The sequence below is a fragment of the Gandjariella thermophila genome, assembly GCF_005405885.1.
GTDB lineage: Bacteria > Actinomycetota > Actinomycetes > Mycobacteriales > Pseudonocardiaceae > Gandjariella > Gandjariella thermophila.
The window spans coordinates 72,050-89,766 of the sequence record NZ_BJFL01000025.1; the positions used below are offsets into that span (position 1 = coordinate 72,050).

Annotated in this window: 18 protein-coding genes; 10 read left to right on the forward strand and 8 right to left on the reverse strand. The window is 74.0% G+C overall.

All coding sequences use genetic code 11. From position 1 onward, the window contains the following. Positions 1-299 precede the first annotated feature (299 nt). Positions 300-1,229: a RibD family protein gene (locus FFT21_RS20545; protein WP_137815543.1), complete on the forward strand. Its 930-nt coding sequence runs from the start codon at positions 300-302 to the stop codon at positions 1,227-1,229. On the opposite strand, the gene FFT21_RS20550 is transcribed toward FFT21_RS20545, so the two are convergent. The 5 genes from FFT21_RS20550 to FFT21_RS20570 form a co-directional block, all read right to left on the reverse strand. Then, entirely contained in the window at positions 1,128-2,189 is a 1,062-nt protein-coding gene (locus FFT21_RS20550) for a lysylphosphatidylglycerol synthase transmembrane domain-containing protein (protein WP_225978591.1), read from the reverse strand. The two genes, FFT21_RS20545 and FFT21_RS20550, sit on opposite strands and share 102 nt — an antisense overlap. 65 nt (positions 2,190-2,254) lie before the next feature. After that, a complete protein-coding gene (locus FFT21_RS20555) occupies positions 2,255-3,136 on the reverse strand; it encodes a small ribosomal subunit Rsm22 family protein (protein ID WP_225978592.1) in 882 nt (293 codons plus the stop codon). Positions 3,137-3,165: 29 nt separating this feature from the next. After that, complete coding sequence (locus tag FFT21_RS20560; RefSeq protein ID WP_137815545.1) at positions 3,166-4,236, reverse strand: glycosyltransferase family 4 protein; 1,071 nt, start codon at positions 4,234-4,236, stop codon at positions 3,166-3,168. After that, positions 4,233-4,631, reverse strand: a complete 399-nt coding sequence (locus tag FFT21_RS20565) for a 6-pyruvoyl trahydropterin synthase family protein (RefSeq protein WP_137815546.1) — start codon at positions 4,629-4,631, stop codon at positions 4,233-4,235. Before FFT21_RS20565 ends, FFT21_RS20560 begins: the two co-directional genes overlap by 4 nt. A 1-nt stretch (position 4,632) precedes the next feature. Next, the gene (locus tag FFT21_RS20570; RefSeq protein WP_137815547.1) at positions 4,633-5,631 is read right to left on the reverse strand and encodes a zinc-dependent alcohol dehydrogenase; all 999 of its coding nucleotides are present in this window, start codon (positions 5,629-5,631) and stop codon (positions 4,633-4,635) included. Positions 5,632-5,853: 222 nt separating this feature from the next. Here FFT21_RS20570 and FFT21_RS20575 point away from each other — a divergent pair, with 222 nt between their 5' ends. From FFT21_RS20575 to FFT21_RS20615, 9 genes are all read left to right on the forward strand, one after another. Next, positions 5,854-6,756, forward strand: a complete 903-nt coding sequence (locus FFT21_RS20575) for a CDP-alcohol phosphatidyltransferase family protein (RefSeq protein ID WP_225978593.1) — start codon at positions 5,854-5,856, stop codon at positions 6,754-6,756. Positions 6,757-7,313: 557 nt separating this feature from the next. Continuing rightward, positions 7,314-8,048, forward strand: a complete 735-nt coding sequence (locus FFT21_RS20580) for a Crp/Fnr family transcriptional regulator (protein ID WP_225978594.1) — start codon at positions 7,314-7,316, stop codon at positions 8,046-8,048. A gap of 89 nt (positions 8,049-8,137) precedes the next feature. Beyond that, positions 8,138-8,680 (forward strand): Pycsar system effector family protein, encoded by a 543-nt coding sequence (locus tag FFT21_RS20585; RefSeq protein WP_192909656.1) that lies wholly within the window; start codon positions 8,138-8,140, stop codon positions 8,678-8,680. Positions 8,681-8,986: 306 nt separating this feature from the next. Next, a complete protein-coding gene (locus FFT21_RS20590; RefSeq protein ID WP_137815550.1) occupies positions 8,987-9,727 on the forward strand; it encodes a Crp/Fnr family transcriptional regulator in 741 nt (246 codons plus the stop codon). 37 nt (positions 9,728-9,764) lie between these two features. Beyond that, on the forward strand, positions 9,765-10,730 hold the full coding sequence (locus tag FFT21_RS20595; RefSeq protein WP_137815551.1) for a hypothetical protein: 966 nt from the start codon (positions 9,765-9,767) through the stop codon (positions 10,728-10,730). A gap of 1 nt (position 10,731) precedes the next feature. Continuing rightward, entirely contained in the window at positions 10,732-13,131 is a 2,400-nt protein-coding gene (locus tag FFT21_RS20600; protein ID WP_137815552.1) for a hypothetical protein, read from the forward strand. A 31-nt stretch (positions 13,132-13,162) separates the two neighbouring features. Then, the gene (locus tag FFT21_RS20605) at positions 13,163-14,017 is read left to right on the forward strand and encodes a hypothetical protein (RefSeq protein ID WP_137815553.1); all 855 of its coding nucleotides are present in this window, start codon (positions 13,163-13,165) and stop codon (positions 14,015-14,017) included. Between the two features lie 46 nt (positions 14,018-14,063). Then, the gene (locus tag FFT21_RS20610) at positions 14,064-15,317 is read left to right on the forward strand and encodes an OmpA family protein (protein ID WP_192909657.1); all 1,254 of its coding nucleotides are present in this window, start codon (positions 14,064-14,066) and stop codon (positions 15,315-15,317) included. Continuing rightward, complete coding sequence (locus FFT21_RS20615) at positions 15,314-16,672, forward strand: hypothetical protein (RefSeq protein ID WP_137815555.1); 1,359 nt, start codon at positions 15,314-15,316, stop codon at positions 16,670-16,672. Before FFT21_RS20610 ends, FFT21_RS20615 begins: the two co-directional genes overlap by 4 nt. A gap of 50 nt (positions 16,673-16,722) precedes the next feature. On the opposite strand, the gene FFT21_RS20620 is transcribed toward FFT21_RS20615, so the two are convergent. From FFT21_RS20620 to FFT21_RS20630, 3 genes are read right to left on the reverse strand one after another with little or no spacing between them, the layout of a single operon-like run. Beyond that, complete coding sequence (locus FFT21_RS20620; protein ID WP_137815556.1) at positions 16,723-16,890, reverse strand: DUF397 domain-containing protein; 168 nt, start codon at positions 16,888-16,890, stop codon at positions 16,723-16,725. Positions 16,891-16,931: 41 nt separating this feature from the next. Then, complete coding sequence (locus tag FFT21_RS20625) at positions 16,932-17,099, reverse strand: DUF397 domain-containing protein (RefSeq protein WP_137815557.1); 168 nt, start codon at positions 17,097-17,099, stop codon at positions 16,932-16,934. Further along, a complete protein-coding gene (locus tag FFT21_RS20630) occupies positions 17,096-17,605 on the reverse strand; it encodes a DUF5753 domain-containing protein (RefSeq protein ID WP_137815558.1) in 510 nt (169 codons plus the stop codon). The genes FFT21_RS20625 and FFT21_RS20630 overlap by 4 nt, the downstream gene beginning before the upstream one ends. Positions 17,606-17,717: the final 112 nt, after the last annotated feature.

Sequence of the window (17,717 nt, forward strand, 5' to 3'; positions counted from 1 at the left end):
TTCCAGTTCCGCTGAAGGCATCCGAAGGGCTTCTGTCGAAAACACGGAGTTCACATCGGACTCGGGTAGCTTGGCGGTTCGATGCCACGTGACACGCGCCGACCGGATTGGTAGACAAAGGGAGTGTGCCCAGAGGCGTCCGTTGTGCCCCGTTCCGGCGGCACGAAGGGCGGCGATGAACAGGCCGTTCGGACCTGCCAGTCTCGTCCGAACGGCTGATCGAATGGCCTGGCCGAGTGAGGCCCGCCCTGGCGAGGAGATCGCGGTCGAGCGAAAACCCACGGAGGATGGAGAAGCGCATGACCACTGAGGGCGTAGCGACGGGTGGCGCCGGGACCGGGCTGGCCGAGCAGCGTCGCGGTCCGGTGCTCGACGCGTCGGCGGCGTGGGAGCGGCTGCTCGGCGTGCGAACCGCGGCGGACGCGGTGGCCGCCGGGCTGGTGCAGGGTCACGGCAGTGGCTGGGGATGGGCCGAGGACGCCTCGCCCGAGGCGGCGCGGCTGGCCGACCTCTACGCCCCACTGTGCCTGGCCGGCTCAAACTACGCCTTCGCCCAACTCGGCCAGAGCCTGGACGGTTGCATCGCCACCCGCACCGGCGACGCGGTCTACGTGACCGGCGAGGAGGACCGCCGCCACCTGCACCGGCTGCGCGCGCTGGCGGACGCGGTGGTGGTCGGAGCGGACACCGCGATCACCGACGACCCTCGGCTCACCGTGCGCGCGTGTGCCGGGCGGAACCCGGTGCGGGTGGTGCTGGACCCGCGCGGCCGCGTCCCGGCGCAGCGCCGGGTGTTCACCGACGGCTGCGCTCCGACGCTATGGGTGCTGGGCCGTTCGGTGGCGGACTCGGTGTCCGACGCCGTGGCGGACCGGGTGGGCGGTGCGAACGGGGTCGAGGTGGTCCGGGTCGCCGAGGACGGGCACGGGTTCGCGCCGCGGGCACTGCTGGACGTGCTGGCGGAGCGCGGCCTGGGCCGGGTGCTGGTCGAGGGCGGCGGGGTGACCGTGTCCCGGTTCCTGCGGGACGGGGCCCTGCAGCGGCTCTACCTCACGGTCGCGCCGCTGATCGTCGGCGACGGCGTGCCCGGCCTGCACTTCCCCGGCAGCCCGAGGATGCGTGAGGCGCTACGCGCGCCGGTTCGCCGCGTCACCATGGGCGAGGACATGCTGTTCGAACTGGACCTGCAGGCCTGCGGCGCGCGGTCGAGCGACCCGGTGTGCCAGTAGCCGGCGGGCCTGGGGCGCCACCAGCCGGGCCGCGAGCACCGCGACCCCGGGCAGGGTGGACACGAAGGTGAGCCCGCCGTAGACCACGGCGACGGTGACCCCCTGGGTGGCGCCCAACCCGGCCGCCGCGAAGGCCACCGCGGCCATCCCCTCGCGCGGGCCCCAGCCGCCGATGTTCAGCGGCAGGCTCATCGCCAGCAGCGCCAGCATCAGCAGCGGCAGCAGTTGGGACACGGGCGCGTCGCTGCCTGCGGTCCGCGCGGCGACCAGGAACAGGCCGAGGTGCGCGAGCAGCGCGGCGGTGGACAGCAGCAGCAGTTCCGGCCAGGTGTCCAGGCTCAGCAGGCCGGCCCGGGTGTCGGCGACGGCGGTGGACACCGCCCGCCGCAGCCGGCCGGCCACCCGCCGCCCGCGCCGCGCGGCGAACACCACGCCGACCAGCACGGCGGCCAGTGTGACCAGCGCGGCGACGAGGGCGGCACCGGGGCCGCGTGCGGCGTCCGGGACCACCACGGCGAGCAGTGACGGCCTGGTCGCGAGCACCGCCAGCCCGACCACGATCGGCATCACCTGGCCGGCGACCCGCTCCAGGACCACCGCGCGCACGCCGCGGCCGACATCCCCGGACTCCCGGCCGTGGTGCACCGCTCGGTGCACGTCGCCGAGCACGCCGCCGGGCAGCACCGTGTTGAGGAACGTCGCGCGGTAGACGTCCGCGACGGCGGTGCCCAGCGGCAGCGTGAGACCGATGCGGCGGGCCACCACCTGCCAGCGCGCGGCGCTGAGCACCGTGGTGACCAGCCCGATGCCGAGCGCCGCGAGCATCGCCAGCGGATCGACCGCGGCGCGCAGGCCGGCCACGAACGCGCCGGTGCCCAGCCGCCAGACCAGCACGGCCAGGATCGCCGCCCCGAGCAGCACCCGCAGCCACGGCCAAGCCCGCCGGATCGCCGCGCGCATCAAGCCAACCTCCCTTGTCGCAGCTTCGCACGCCGTGGTCGGTTCCGCGCCTCGGCTTGCCGCGATCATCGGACCTCCCCGGGCAGCGCGAGCAGGTCCTCGTGGTGCACCACCGCCCGCAGCGTGCCGGCGGCGCACTCGGCCAGCCGGCGGTCCAGGTATGCGCCGGCGTGGCGGGCCAGGTCCGGGCGCTGCTCCCCGGCCGCGGCCACCCAGCCGCGCAGCCACACGGCGAGCAGCGTGGCCCCGCTGTCGGCCGATCCGGCTCGCTCGGCGGCGAGGTGCCACGGGCTGGGCCGGGTGTGCACGCCGGCGCCGTGCCGGCGGAACGCGTCGGCGGCCGCGGCCGCGGCGTCCGGGCCCAGCTGGGTGCGGCCGGCCACGGTGCGGCGCTGGTGGTCGTTGAAGGCGTCGGCGAGGTCGGCGTCCAGCGGGTCGGCGGGGTCGAACTCGACCCGGCCGGTCACGGTCAGGACGATCAGGGTGGGCCGCGCGGCGCAGGCGGCGGCGAGCCCGTCGACCTCGTCCTCGGTGAGCATGTCGAGCAGTGCGGAGGCGGTGACCAGCGTGGCGTCGGCGAGGTCCGCGGCGCGCAGCCCGGTGAGGTCGCCGGGCGCGACGCGCACCTCGGCCGGGCGGCCCTCGGCGTCCCGGGGCGGGGCGGCGCGGCTGATGGCGGCGGCCCGGTCGAGCAGGCCGGTATCCCGGTCCCGCAGCACCCAGCGCTGCGGTCCGGGCAGCCGGGGGGCCAGCCAGCGGCACATCGACCCGGTGCCACAGCCGAGGTCATGCACGACCAGCGGCCCGCCGCCGAGGTGGGCGCGCAGCGGGTCGAGCAGTTCGGTGGCGCGGGCGGCGTGGTCGGCGGGCTCGCGCAGCGCCAGCCAGTCCGGCGCCAGCCCGGACGCGTCCACCGTGCTGCCCGCCGCGCGGTCGGAGCCGTCCACAGTGGTCAGTTCGGCGAACTGATCTCCGCTCAGTGGAGCCGTTCCAGCACGCCGGCGATGAGCCGCGAGGTCTCCTGCCACGTCCCCAGAATGCCACGCACGGATGTCGCCGAAGCGTGAAGACGTCGCCGGAGTTCCGGCTCGGTCAGCCACCGCCGCAGCGCCCCGGCGAGCGCGCCGGCGTCCTCCGGCGGCACCAGCATGCCGGGCACGCCGCCGTCCGGGGCGCGGCCGAGGGTGTCCGGCACCGCGCCCACCGCCGTGGCGAGCACCGGGATACCGCGGCGCAGCGCCTCGGGCAGCACCATGCCGTAGGTCTCCCCGCGGGACGCGAGCACCACCAGGTCGGCGGCCGCGTAGGCGGCGTCCAGCTCCGGCCGGTCGAGCGGGCCGAGCAGCCGGACCCGGTCGCCGAGGCCGTAACGGTCGATCCGGCGGCGGACCTCCGCAACGTGGTCCGGCGCGCGGTGCAGCGGCCCGGCGCAGTCGCACTGCCAGGCCAGGTCCGCGACCCGGGCGAGCGCGTCGACCAGCAGGTCGTGGCCCTTGTGCGGGGTCACCGCGGCCACGCAGAGCAGCGCGGACCCGTCGCCGGTGCCGGGTGCGAGCGGGGCCGGATCGCTGCCCGGGGGCGCCACGTGCACGGGAGCGTCGGCCATGCCGCGTGCCGCCAGCCGGCGCGCGGTCCACGCGCTGGTCACCACGACGGCCCTGGCCGCGCGCAGGGTCCGCCGCTCCCGGTCGGCCAGGTCCGCGGCGACCTCGGCGGGCAGCCCGATCTCGTCGGCTAGCGGCAGGTGCACCAGCACGACCAGCCGCAGCCGGTGCGCGTGCGGGACGACGACCTCCGGCACGCCGCAGCCGACCAGGCCGTCCAGCAGCACGGCGGCGCCGTCCGGGAGGTCGGCGAGGGCGCGGTCCAGCGCGGCGCGGGCGGCGTCCCCGGGTCGCGGCCACGACCCGGGGACGGCGATCCGGTGCACCCGCCAGCCGTGCTCGGCGGCCAGGTCACGGCACACCCGCAGGTCGTAGATGTTGCCGCCGCTGGGCGAGGTCGGGTCCGCGACGTCGCCGGGCAGCACGGCGTGGACCGTGTTCACAGGGTCAGGTCGTAGCTGGCCCGGGCCACGTGCGACTCGTGCAGCGTGACGGTGATCCCGGTGAGCCCGCGGGCGCCCGCGCCGAGCGAGCCGGCCCGCACCCGCTCGGCCAGCCGGTCGGCGATCACCCTGGCCAGGAACTCGGTGGAGGTGTTGACCCCGGCGAACGCCGGCTCGTCGTCCAGGTTGCGGTAGTTCAGCTCGGCCAGCACCTCGCCGAGCTGCTGGGTGGCCAGGCCGATGTCCACGACGATGTTGTCGCCGTCCAGTTCCGGTCGGCGGAACGTCGCGTCCACCACGAACGTGGCGCCGTGCAGCCGCTGGGCGGGGCCGAACACCTCGCCGCGGAAGCTGTGCGCCACCATGACGTGGTCGCGGACGGTGACACTGAACAACTCAACCTCTCCTCGGGTAGTCGATGCGGTGGCACAGCGCGGGTAGCTCCCCGGTGGCGAGTTTCGGCATCACCGCGGGCAGCTCGTCGAACGCGCTGGACCCGGTGACCAGCGCGTCGAAGGCCGGGTCGGCGAGCAGGTCCAGGGCGAGCGCGAGCCGGTCGCCGAAGCTCCGCCGGGACCGGCGCGCCGGCGCGACCGCGCCCACCTGGCTGCTGCGCACGGTCAGCCGGCGGGAGTGGAACGCCTCGCCGAGCGGCACGCCGACCCTCCGGTCGCCGTACCAGCTCAGCTCGATCACCTCGCCCTCCGCGGCGAGCAGTTCCAGCGACCGGGCCAGTCCCTGCTCGGTGGCGCTGGCGTGCACGACGAGGTCGCACTCGCCCTCCGCCCGCTCCGGGGCGGCGAAGTCCACGCCGAGCGCGGCGGCCACCTCCGCCCGTGCCGGGTCGGCGTCCACCAGTTGCACCCTGGCACCGGGCAGCCGGGCGGCGATCGCGGCGACGCAGCAGCCGACCATCCCGCCGCCGACCACCGCGATCCGGTCGCCGATCAGCGGGGCGGCGTCCCACAGCGCGTTGACCGCGGTCTCCACGGTGCCGGCGAGCACCGCCCGGGACGGCGGCACCGCGTCCGGCACGGGGGTGACCGCGCCGGCCGGTACGACGTACCGTGTCTGGTGCGGGTAGAGGCAGAACACGGTGCGGCCGGCCAGCTCCGGCGGCCCCTGCTCGACCACTCCCACGTTGAGATAGCCGTACTTCACCGGGCCGGGAAACTCGCCGTCCTGGAAGGGAGCGCGCATCACCGCGTACTGGCTGACCGGCACACCGCCCCGGAAGACGAGCGCCTCGGTGCCCCTGCTCACTCCGGAGTGGACGGTACGCACCAGCACCTCGCCCGGGCCGGGCGGGGCGAGCGGCGCCGGCCGGATCTCGCCGCGTCCCGGCTCCCGCAGCCAGAAGGCACGTGCCGGGACTCCGCCCCCGCCGTCCGCCATGTGTTGCCTCCCTTCGCGCCTGCTCCGCGCCGTCGGTGCGGCGCCGTACCTGCCGGTCCTGGTCCACGCCCGGCGGCCCGGGCACGGCCACGGATCGTCGAACTTCTGCCTGCCGCGATGAACTGCTCCGCGACCGCGTGCGTGACTCCGGGTGTGACCCCATCACGACTGCGGCGAGCCCCCGGCGACTCCTCCGTTCCCTCCGTGCCGTCCGCGTCCTCCGTGTCCGAACGGTCGGACCTCGCTGTGCTGCCCGACGAATGGCGGATGCCGGACGTCACGATACTGGGCGACCCGGACCCGTCGGGGCGCGAGAGAAACGCGGTGGCCGCCGCACGGCGATCGGCCCGCCCCGCGCCGCTGGGCGCGGAACTGGCCGTCGCGGGCCTCGTGCAGGCCGCGCTGTTGCTGCTGCTCGGCGTGGGCCTGGGGGTGGGGCCGCTCGGCCTGCTCGCCGGCGCGGTGAGCGCGGCGGCGGCCGACGCCGCCCTCGGCTACGGCCTCCGCCGGTCCGGTGCGGTGCGGCTCGGCCCGGCCAACGTGGTCACCCTGGCGAGGATGACGCTGGTGGTCGGGGTCACCGCGCTGGTCGTCGGGTGGCTGGGTGCCGGCGGTACGGCTGTCCTGCTCGCCGGGACGCACGCTACCGCGCTGCTCGGGTTGACCTCGGTCGCGCTGGCGCTGGACGCGGTGGACGGCCGGGTGGCGCGCCGCACCGGCACCGTGACCCCGCTCGGCGCGCGGTTCGACATGGAGGTCGACGCGTTCCTGATCCTGTTGCTCAGCGTGCTGGTCGCGCGGTCGCTGGGCGGCTGGGTGCTCGCCATCGGCGCGATGCGCTACGCGTTCGGCGTGGCCGGCTGGCTGGCGCCGTGGCTGCGTGAGCGACTGCCGGCGAGCCTGGCCCGCAAGGCGGTGGCCGCCGCGCAGGGCGTCGCGCTGCTGGTGGCCAGCGCGCCGTTCGTACCCCGGCCGGTGGCGTTCGCCGTGGTGGCCGCGGCGCTGGCGGCGCTGGTCTGGTCGTTCGGCCGGGACGTGCGCTGGCTGTGGCTGCGCCGCGGCACCGCGCGCGCCGACGCGGCGGGTCTGGCCACCCCGGCCACCGCCCAGGCGTACCACGGGTAGCGCCGGTCCCATTCCTCCGGCCGTTCGGCACGCGTGTCCGCATACCCGGCGAACGGCCATCCTCCAGCGGTGAGCGGTTCCGGAAAATCGCGAGATGCAAATCTCTCGGCGCGATTCCGGCTGTTGGCGGCTGCCGGACCGGAAGTATTTGCATCGTCAGCAAATGTGATCCCGCGCCGAGTGAACGTCCGGTGTTCAGCCCGGCTGAACGTGATTTCCCGGGACCCGTCCGGCAGGCGCTGCACGAGGACCGGTCGCCGACCGGTTACGTGCCGCCGCCTGGAGGGGTGGTGTGCGGCCATCCGTATGGGTGAACATGGATGGGTGCCGTAACAGGGAGTTGCGGACGGGCGAACCCTTTCCGGGAAAGGCATGTCGATCCTCGCCCACTCGATTCCAGGGTGACCAGCGGGAAACGTGACGATCTCTCGGGTTCGCGGTCGGCGCTGGCGCGGCGGACTTGATTGTCGGAGCAACAACAGGAATGGGGACGCAGTGGGGGCAGTAGTAGTTGTCGCATGGATCGGCGTGGCTGGGCTTGCCACGCTGGCGGCGTCGTGACCGGCACGCGGGACGCACCGGGCCGCGCCGGCACCGCGCCCGTTCCGGGCTCCTTCCTGGCGCGGCTGGGTCCCGCCGATCGGGAGTTCCTGCTCGACGGCGGTGCGGTTCGGCGTTATTCGGCGAACACCACCGTCGTGCACCGTGGTGACCCGTCCGATTTCGTGATCTTCCTGGTCGGCGGGTGGGCGAAGGTGTCGACCGACGCGCGGAACGGGCACGAGGCGCTGCTCGCGATCCGCGGTCCCGGTGACGTCATCGGCGAGCTTGCCGCGATCGACGGCAGGCCGCGATCGGCGAGCGTTCGCACGCTCACTCCGGTGCGCGCCACCGTGCTGGCCTCCGCGCGGTTCCTCGGGCGGCTGCGGCAGCGGCCGGACATCGCGATCGCGCTGCTCGGCCACGTCGCGGACCGGCTCCGGGAATCGGACGCGCACCGGCTGGGCTTCGGCGCGCACACCGTGCCGGAGCGGCTGGCCGCCTACCTGCTCGACCTGGCCGAGCGGCACGGGGTGGCGGACGGGGCCGGCACGGTGATCGACATTCCGCTGTCCCAGCGGGAGCTTGCCGGTGCCGTCGGGGCGTCCCGGGAGGCGGCAGCGCGGTTCCTCCGCATTCTCCGGGAACGTCGGGTGATCGTCACGTTGCGGCGGCGCATCGTGGTGGTCCAGCCCGAGGTGCTGCGGTCCATCAGCCGGAGTGTGCATTTTGACGCGGAACGTCCGTGCTGATGGTCATCGCGAGCGGCTCGCACCGGCGCGATGCTTCCCGGGCAAGCAGCCGGTATCCACCCCCACGGTGTGCCAGGGAGGGAACACCCATGCCGCACAGATCGACACAGCACACGGTTCCGCAGCAGCGGTTATCGCCGTCGTCCCGGCCGGCGCCGGACCGGCCGGCCGCCGCGGTGACGCGGGTGGCGCAGCGGCTTCTCCACGAGGCCAGGGATGAGCTTGGCCGGGCCGACCGGAAGGCGTTCGCCACCCTGGGCGTGCTGATCGCCGCTCTTGAGCTGGCGCTCGGCGCGGCGCTTCGGGACGGGGCGGCCGTCGCGCTGTGGGCGTGGTGTTCCGGGCTGTCGCTGTGCGCCGTGGCCGCGGTGCTCCTGCTGCTCGCCGCCTGCCCGCGGTTGGGCGGCCGGTCGGGGGAGGGCCACCTGCGGTACTTCGGTGACGTGGCGGCCGTGCGGGACGCGGCGGAACTCGGCCAGCGGTTGGGGCGTGCCGCCGAGCATCCGGAAGGGCCGCTGCTGGGTGAGCTCAGCGCGATCAGCCGGATCGTGACCACCAAGTACCGGCTGACCCGGTACGGAATTCTGTGCACCATCGCCGGCGCGATCCTCCTCGTCGCGAGCGTGCTGTGACGGGCCGGGCCGATTGCCGGCGCTACCGGCAGTGGTCGTGCGTGGCCTCCACTGATCCGAACTACTGACCGAAAACAACGGAAGAATCACGGCGGGACTACTCACAGGAACTGTTTGGGGCGCTCTTCGGGGGAATCGCGTTCCCCCGGTACGCGATCGATATCGCGTGCTTCACGCCGCCGCAGGCGCGGCGGTGACGGCGCGGATGTGATGCGTTTTCAGGAATGGCCTCGGTCGCGACGTGTGCCGTGACGGTGGGCCGGTGGCCATCCGGACAGGGGAATCGTGCAGGGTGAAAGTTGGGCGGTGCCATGGGAACCGGACACGTTTGTCGGTCGCCTGCACCCCGATGACCGGCGGGATCTGCTCGCCCTCGGCAGCAGCAACATCTACCCCGCCAACCGCTACCTGCTGGTCGAGGGTGACCGCAGCCAGTTCGTCCTGGTGCTGCACGGCGGGCCGGCCAAGGTCGCGGTGCACGACGAGCGCGGTGGCGAGTACGTGCTCGGCCTGCGGGGCCGAGGCGACCTGATCGGTGAACTGTCCTACCTGGACGGTCGCCCGCGGTCGGCGTCGGTGGTCGCGCTGCGCCCGCTGCGGGCGACGAAGATCGCCTGGTCGCGGTTCGACCAGTACCTCCAGGACCGGCCGGCCGTCGGGCTGGAACTCGCCAGGTGTGTCGGCTCCCGGCTGCGCGACGCCGACCGGTCCCGGTTGGCGGTCAGCACCGACGACGTGGCGATGCGGCTGGCCCGGCTGCTGCGTGACCTGGCCGGCGAGCCCGGCGAGCGCCGGCCGGAACGCGCGGTCGCCATCGAGGCCAGCCAGGGCGAGTTGGCGAAGCTCGTGCACGCGGCCGAGGTGACCGTCAACCGCGTGCTGCGCGAGTTCCGCGCGCAAGGCCTGGTGCGCACCGCGTACCGGCGGGTTCTCGTGCCCTGCCTGGTCTGCCTGGACCGCCTGGTCCTGGCGCTGGCGGAAGAACAGAAAGACGGAAGGAAAGCCGTACGGGGATGTGGTGGCCGTGCCGGGCACGGTTCACGGTAGGCCGCAAAACCACCTGATCGGAGTAAAGGAGCGCCCGGTGGACGATCTCTCCCGGCCCCGGACCTTGATCGCGATGGACATCCGGAAGTCCAGCGCGGGCGGTCATGCCCGGCACGGGCGACTGATCCGCGGCCTGCAACGGGCCAACGACCGCGTCTGCGCCCGGTTCCAGACCCCCGGGAACCCGTGGCCGCGCCGGCCCAGCGGCGACGGCGAACTGATCACGGTTCCCGGTGACGTGCCGAAGGCACGCATCCTCGCCGACGCCGTCCGCGAGTGGTGCATCGAGCTTCGCGCCTTCAACGAGGACAAGAGCGAGGATGGCGAGATCCGCCTGCGGGTGGCCGTCGAGCACGGCGACATCACCGTCGACCCGGACAGCGGGTTCCCGCTCGGCGGTGACGCCCTGGTCACGGTCAACCGGCTGTGCGAGTCCGCGCCGCTGCGGGCGGCGCTCGACCGCTTCCCGGCGGCGCCGCTGGCCCTGGTGGTCTCCGACCGGCTCTTCCACGACGTGGTGGTGTACCGGGAACGCGGTCTCGACCCGGGCGCCTTCGAGCCGGTTCGGGTGCGACACGACCACAAGGGCTTCAACGAGATCGCGTGGCTGCACGTACCCGGTGTCTCCGTGGCCGAACTCGCCGCCGCCGGACTGGACACCGGCCCGGCCACGGGCCCCGACACCGGCGAGGAGATCGGGGACCCGGGCACCGGGCAACCTGCGGCCGCCACCGACGCGTCGGGCGGCGCGCGGCAGCGATCCGGCCGCGCCTCCGCCGGCGGCGCACGGTACCAGCGCAACGAGGGCCCGAACCATGGGCAGGCGACGTACGGCGACCACTCGATCGCCGCCGGGACCGTCTACTTCGGACAAGCTCCGAGCAGCCACTACCACGCGCCCATTCACGTGGGCGGGAACGCGTCCGCGACCTTCGGCCCTGCCTCGACCGTCCGCCGCGGCGACGGTCGGGACCACCGTCACGAAACAGGCTCGGGTGACTGACATGGACGACGACGAACTGGCGACGCCGGCCCCGGGCCACGGGCCCGGCCTGGGCGGGATACCCGGACAGCCGGCGGGCGACCCGGGACCGGACGAGCCCGACCTCCCGGGCGGCGTGCCCACCGCCCATCCCGCCGGCGACCGGAGTGACGGCACCGCCGACGCGGGGACCACCACCGGCGCCGTTCCCCACGCCGACACCGCGGCCGACGAGGAGAACCCGGACGGCGAGGACGCGGACACCGAGTGGGTGGCCGGCCGCAGCGAGCGGTACCGCGCCCGCGACGAGGACGTGCGGGCACTGTTCGGCGGGCACGAACCCACCCGGCTCAACCGGGTGGGAAACCGGGGCCAGGCCGCGTTCGGCGACCACTCGATCGCCGCCGGGTCCGTCTACTTCGGACCAGGTCCGGTGGGCAACCACGGGCCGGCGACGCTGGCCCCGCACTCCGTCGCCGCGAACATCGCCTACGTCGGTGCCGGCGCGGACGCCGGGCCCGCGGCGAGCAGCGCGCCGCTGTCCGATTCGTACGTCGCCGAACTCCGCGAGACCTACGTCGAGGTCGTCGAGTTCGACCGGGTGCTGCGGACCCTCCGCGAGCACGGCGTGGTGTACCTGCACGGGACGGCGGACGGCGGACGATGGTCGACCGCGTGCGCTGCCCTGGCCCGCCTGGTGGGCGACGGGGGGCTGAACGAGGTCGACCTCGGCGACGGCGGGAGTCTGCGCACCCTCGTGTTCCAGCCCGACCTGTTGCACGGGGGGCGGGGACACGTGGTGCGGCTGAGCGGGACGCAGGAGGTGCGAGCCGGAACGCTGGGGGTGCTCGCAGCCCGCGCCGCCGAGCGGAAGGCGCTCGTCGCCGCCGTCGCGGAGCCGATCAGCCAGGGTGCGGCGGACCTGGATCCGTACGCCGTCCCGCACACCCCGCCCGATCCCGATGCGGTGCTGCGCCGGCATCTCGCCGCGCTGCTCGATCGGGCCGGTACCTGCGTGGGTGGCTGCGCCGGCTGCCCGGGCGCCTGCCGCGCGCGGTGGCTGGACGCGTGCATGCGCGACGACCGGGTCCGCGACGAGCTGTGTCTCTCACCCCGGCCGGCCCAGGTCGCCCTGCTGGCCCGGTTGCTGCGCGACGCGGCGGTCACGGGTCGGCGACCGGCGGATGCCCTGGCGGACGCGCCGCACCGGCTGCGCCAGCTCGCCAGCCGGATCCTGCGGGAAACGGACTCGGCCGAGGCCGAGGGCGGTGTCCCGGCGGCACGCGTGCAGGCCGCCCGCATCGCGTACGCCCTGTTCGACCGGCGTGAGATGACCGAGGTGTACCACGCGGCGGCGCTGCTGCACCGCCGCCTCGCGCCGGCAAGCCCGGGCGCCGCACCGTTCGAGCCCGGGATGGGCGGGGTGACCATCGACGCCGGTTTCGCGGACCTGCTGCACAAGGACATGGGCGCACCGCTCGGGACGGCCACCGCGGGTGGGCGCACGGCACGGCTGGCGAACCCGGGGCTCGCCGCGGCGGTGCTCGACGTGGCGTGGAACGACTACGACACGCTCCGCGCGCCGCTGATCGGCTGGCTGGACGACCTGGCGGGGGATCCGCGGGTGCCGGTCCAGCGGCGGGCCGCCGTCCTCGCCGGCAAGCTCGCCACCTACGACTTCGGCTACCTCTACGCCCGGCTCGTCCGGGGGTGGGCCGGGTCGAGATCGGCGCGGAAGCGGCAGGCCGCCGCGTGGGCGTTCGACTTCGCCGCGGAGGACGGCACGGCCAGGCGCCTGGTGCGCGCCCGGCTGCGGGACTGGACCGCGCGCCGAGACCGGTTTCTCCGGGACACCGCCGCCCGCGCCTACGCGACGGCACTCGGGGCCGCGTTCGTCGCCGACGCGGTGGAGAGCCTGCGCCTGATCGCCCGCGACCCGGAGCAGATGCACCGCAACGCGGTCGCCCGGGCGTTCGCCGAGCTCTACCAGCCGGAGTCCGCCGAAGACCTGGTCGCGATGCTCGCCGAATGGGCTCGCTCCGACGAGCAGTGCCTGCGGGTCCAGGCCGGCCGGTGCGCCGTGCTGCTCGCCCGGGAGACAGCGGGGGACGACGACCTCTGGCCGGCCCTGCTCGGCCTGGCCAGGCGCGATCCGGCCAGCGCGGCACGGCTGGTCGCCGTCTGGCAGGTCGCGCTCACCGAGGGCCGCACCGCCACCCGGGCGTGGCAGGCGATCGGTCGCTGGCTCGCCGCCGGGGACCAGGACGAGGACCTCGCCAAGACCACCGAGGGCTTCGTCATCGACCTCGCCAGCCACCCCGCGGTGCGCCACCGGGCGCCGTTCTACCTGCGGCTCCACCTGGGGCGGCGACCCGGAAGCACCCTCGCACGGCGAATCCTGTCCGAAGTGGACGGAAAGTAAGGAAAGCGGGAAGGGGACCACAGGAATGACGATGGCAACGACGTCCGGCGAGTATCCGGCACCCGGCAGCGAGCGGCCAGCGCCGCGCGGGCTGTTCGGCCGGCTCGCCGGCTGGCTGCGGGGGCGGCGGCAGCCGGTCGCGCTCACCCCGGCGACCCTGGTCGTCCAGGAACGCCGCGAGGGACCGGAGCCGCTCACCGTGCCGGCCGACGGCGGCGTGTTCAGCTTCACCGTGCACTACCACACGACCTGGACGGCCAAGGGCATGCACCCGGCACGGTTCGTGGAGCGGGTCAATGCCTACGCGGACAGCGCCGCGCACACGCTGCTCGACCAGGTGTGGCCGATCGGCCGGGGCTGCCTGCCCCATCACCCGGAGCAGGCGGAGGCCGAGATGAACAAGAAGCTGGCCGAGCCGTGGTGCTACGAGGAACACGGCGAGGTCATCTCCTGCCGGGCCCAGGTGCAGGTGACCGCCGACGAGCGGGTGGTCACCAGGCAACTGCCGCTGTGGGAGCGGTTGGTTGAGATGGACCTGCGGTACCGGGTGGAACGGCGCCGCCTCGAGGTCGTCGACGACCTGCTCGGACGGTGGCGGGACCTGCTGGAACGCTTCGGCGACGGGCCGGTGGTCGGGCAGGCCGCGCGGCTGGTCGACACCGAGGTCGCCACCGTGGTGCGGGGCCTGGCCACGGAGCGCAGGTCGCTGTCGCACGACCTCGCGGAGGTGCTGCGCAGCGCCCGGGACGCGCACCACACCATCGGCATGTTCGAGTTCGCCCAGTCCTATGACGCGGCGCTACGCGCCTTCGAGCGGCAGGCCGGTCTCACCCGGGGCACCGTCACGCCGGACTCCAGGCCCGACGCCACCTCCGCCGGCGGCTGACATGACGACGGAGACGACGAAGACGATGACACGGCGAGGAACGACCATGATCAGAACCGTGCTGGTGCTGCTCGCCGTCGCGGCCGGACTGTTGAGCCTGACCGGCTGCGACGCGGTGTTCGCCAGCCCTCCGGCCCCGGACGCGTGCGCCCGCATGCACCGGTCCACCTCCGGTAGCGCGGCCGGCAAGGAGGTGTGGCTGATCGACCGGTCCGCCTCCACCCGGTCCGCCGACGGTGGTGCGCCGGACTACCCGAAGGGGCTGGCGGACACCGCCCTGAAGGCGGTCGACGCGCACCATGTCGTGTCCGTCGGCAGCTTCGACGGATCGGCCAGCACCGTGGCGTTGCCGGACGCCAACCTGGTGACCGATTCCGGCAAGCAGAACAAGGAGAACCGGGACGCGGCGGACGCCCAGACCCGCGACTGCCTGACGGCGGTTCTGCGCCGGGCCGCCACGGCCGCACCGGTGACGCCCGGAACGGATGTGCTCGGCGCGATCGCCATGGCCGCGCAGGAGCTTCGCGACACGCATGGCGACCGCACCATCGTCGTGGCCACCGACGGGCTGGTGACCACCGGATGCGCCGACCTTAGCCACATCCGGGTCGGCAACCCCGCGCTGATCGACCAGATCGTGCGCACCTGCCGGGATCGCGGCGAACTACGCAGCGACCTGTCCGGGACGACGCTGCGGCTGGTCGGCATCGGCCATCCCGCGAAGGGGCAGCCGCAGCCGTCCACCACGCAGCTCGACTGGTTGCAGCAACTCTGGTCGCGGCTGTGCGCGGAGCTACACGCCGCGCGGTGCGAGGTGACGACCGCGCCGATGCCGGCGACCGAGCCCGCCGACCCATCCGGTCACCCGGCGGCCGGCGCGGCCACCGTCGCCGACCCGGCCGTCGCGTTCCCACCGCCGGACTCCGGGCTCACCGGCCCGGACGGGCAACTCGTGTTCCAACTGAACGCGGACGTGCTCTTCGACCCGAACGACGCCACGATTTCTCCGGAGGGGGTGGCCACGCTGACCCGGATCGCCGGCGAGGTGAACGCGATGCCCGGCGCCAGCGCGGTGGTGAACGGCTACACGGAGGCGATGGGCACGCCGGAGCAGAACCTCGCGCTCGCCCGGCAACGCGCCGAGGCGGTCACCGCGGTGCTGTCCCAGCACGGCGTCCGCCGGGTGACCGCGCAGGGGCACCCCGGCACCGCGCCGCTGTGCCCGCCGCCACGCGTCGATGACAGGGCGGCGCAGTGCAACCGGCGGGTGGACATCGTGGTGAGCAGGGCCGGGTCATGACCGCGGAGGACGCCGTGCGCCAGAGCAACGCGAACAACGGCCACCGGCACGCCATGCCCGCGCGCCGGGGGACCGGTTCGGAGCTGCGTCTGCTGTCGCCCCCGGCCCGCACGTGCCCGCCGTCGGCGCCCTGTGCCGACGGCATCGTCGGGGCGCCCGACCAGCAACGGCGGGAACGCGAGCCGTACCCGCCGGACACGTTGGACAACGCCGAGGCCGCGGAGCTGATCCGGGCGGCGGTGGCGGCGAGCGCCGAAGCCGCCCGGGCGCCAACCCTGGCGGAGAGGGCGGTCCGCGAGCTGTTCGCCTGCCACGGCCGCAGCGACGCCGCCGCCACCAAGCTGGAATCCTTCGCCGCGTCCGGCCGCCTGCCCCGGGCACGCGCGGCCATGGCGGAGGTGATCGCGCGGCACGCCGAGGACGGCCCGGAGGATCGGCGGCACCGTCCAAAGTGGGCCAGCGGATGGTTGGTGCTGGTGCCGGTACTCGCCGCCACGCTGTTCGACACGCTGTACTTCGCCAAGGTGTTCCAGCGGATCACCGACGCGGGCAGCGGGTGGGACTCCGTGCTGACCTACCTGCCGGGCTTCATGATCGCCGGGGCGCTCGCGGCGACGGCGCACTGGACCGGCCAGGCGTTGCTGCGCGGCCGGTCGCTGGCCGAGCGGCGGGACCGGCGGATCACCCTCTGGGCCAGGATCGTCGCGGCGGTGCGGCGGCGGCCGCCGACCGTGCAGCAGCGGACGCCCAAGGACCTGCCGTGGCCACAGTGGACGCTCCCGGCACTGTTCGGCGGGCTGGTGTTGCTCACCGTGCTGGTGTGGTCGTTCTACCGGGCGCAGAGCAGTGACGCGGACACCGGGCCGCCGTTCGCGGTCGCCCTGTTGCTGCTGATGCTCACCGTGTCGGCGATCGCCATCAAGGTGGTCCACCACAACCCGTTCGCCGACGCGGCCAGGGCGGCGGAGCGCGACGTCCAGCGCGCCGAGAAGCGCTTCCAGACGTTGGTCGAGAAGAGCAGCGATGCCGTCGGCGAGCACGCCGCGGCGGAGCAGAAGGCGTACGCGGCGCTCGCCGAGGCTGAGGGCCGGGTGCTCGGCCACCTGGAGTCCGCGTGGACCCGCATCCTGGAGAGGCGTGACCAGCACGGCCTGGCCGGTGACCTGGCCCCGCCGTTCGCGGCCGCAGACCGCGCGGACGCGGCGGCCGGGGTCGCGGTGATGTTCGACGGCATGGCGCAGCCTCCGGTGCGGCTGGAACCGTTGGCGGCGGTCCGAGCCACGGTCGAGGCGTACGGTGCCGACGCCGTCCGGCAGCGGGTGCACCGCGTCGTGGCGGCGTTGACCAGGGAGTGAACTGCGGTGTGGGACCTCCGCTGTGTTGCCGGAGGTCCCACACCACGCGGTCAGCGTCGCAGGCGTCCGGCCTTGGCGGCGGTGACGAGTTCGGTGACGTTGACGTGCAGGGTGGGTCCGGTGGGGTTCTTGGAGTCGCGGATGGCGTCGAGGGTGTTGGCCACCTCGACGCAGCCGTTGGCCTGGTCGCTGTGGCTGGATTTCCGCCAGTTCTGCATGGGCTGTTCCGTTCTCGGAGGTCGCGGTCCGTCCTCGTCGCTCAGCGTTGCAGGCGGCCGGCCTTGACGGCGGTGACGAGTTCGGTGACGTTGACGTGCAGGGTGGGTCCGGTGGGGTTCTTGGAGTCGCGGATGGCGTCGAGGGTGTTGGCCACCTCGACGCAGCCGTTCGCCTGGGCGCTGTGGCTGGATTTCCGCCAGTTCTTCATGTCGTTCGCTCCCGTTCCATGACGCCGCGTATGTGCTCGACCGACGCGGCGGGGTCCCGCGCGACCGCGCGGAGACGTTCGATGGCCCTGCGGTATTCCCGGATGTCGTGCTCCGCGGACACGAACGCGCCGGAACTGTGGTGCTCGAAATACACCACCGGCGAGGCGTCCGGGAACTCGTAGAGCACGAAGCTGCCGGCCCAGCCGGGATGCCAGCCGATGCCCTCCGGGACGGTCTGCACGGTCACGTTCGGCCGCTCCGCCGTCTCGATGAGGAACCGGAACTGCTCCCGCATGATCTCCGGCGAGCCGATGACCTCGCGGAAGATCGCCTCGCCGATCAGCGCCACGTACCGCACGGGGTTGTCGTGCCGGGTGAGCACGTCCCGCCGGCCGGCGTTGACCATGACCCGCAACTCGATGTCCGACGGCGGTATGCCGGCGGCGCGCTTGATCTCCCGCGCGTAGTCGGAGGTCTGCAGCAGCCCGGGGATGGGCGGTGTCAAGTAGTGGGTGCACCACCAGCTTCTAGCAGCAGTTTGTTGAGGACTTCGGTGGGTTTGAGCCAGCCGAGAGTCTGCCGGGGCCGGTCGTTGAGTTCGTCGGCGACGGCGTCCA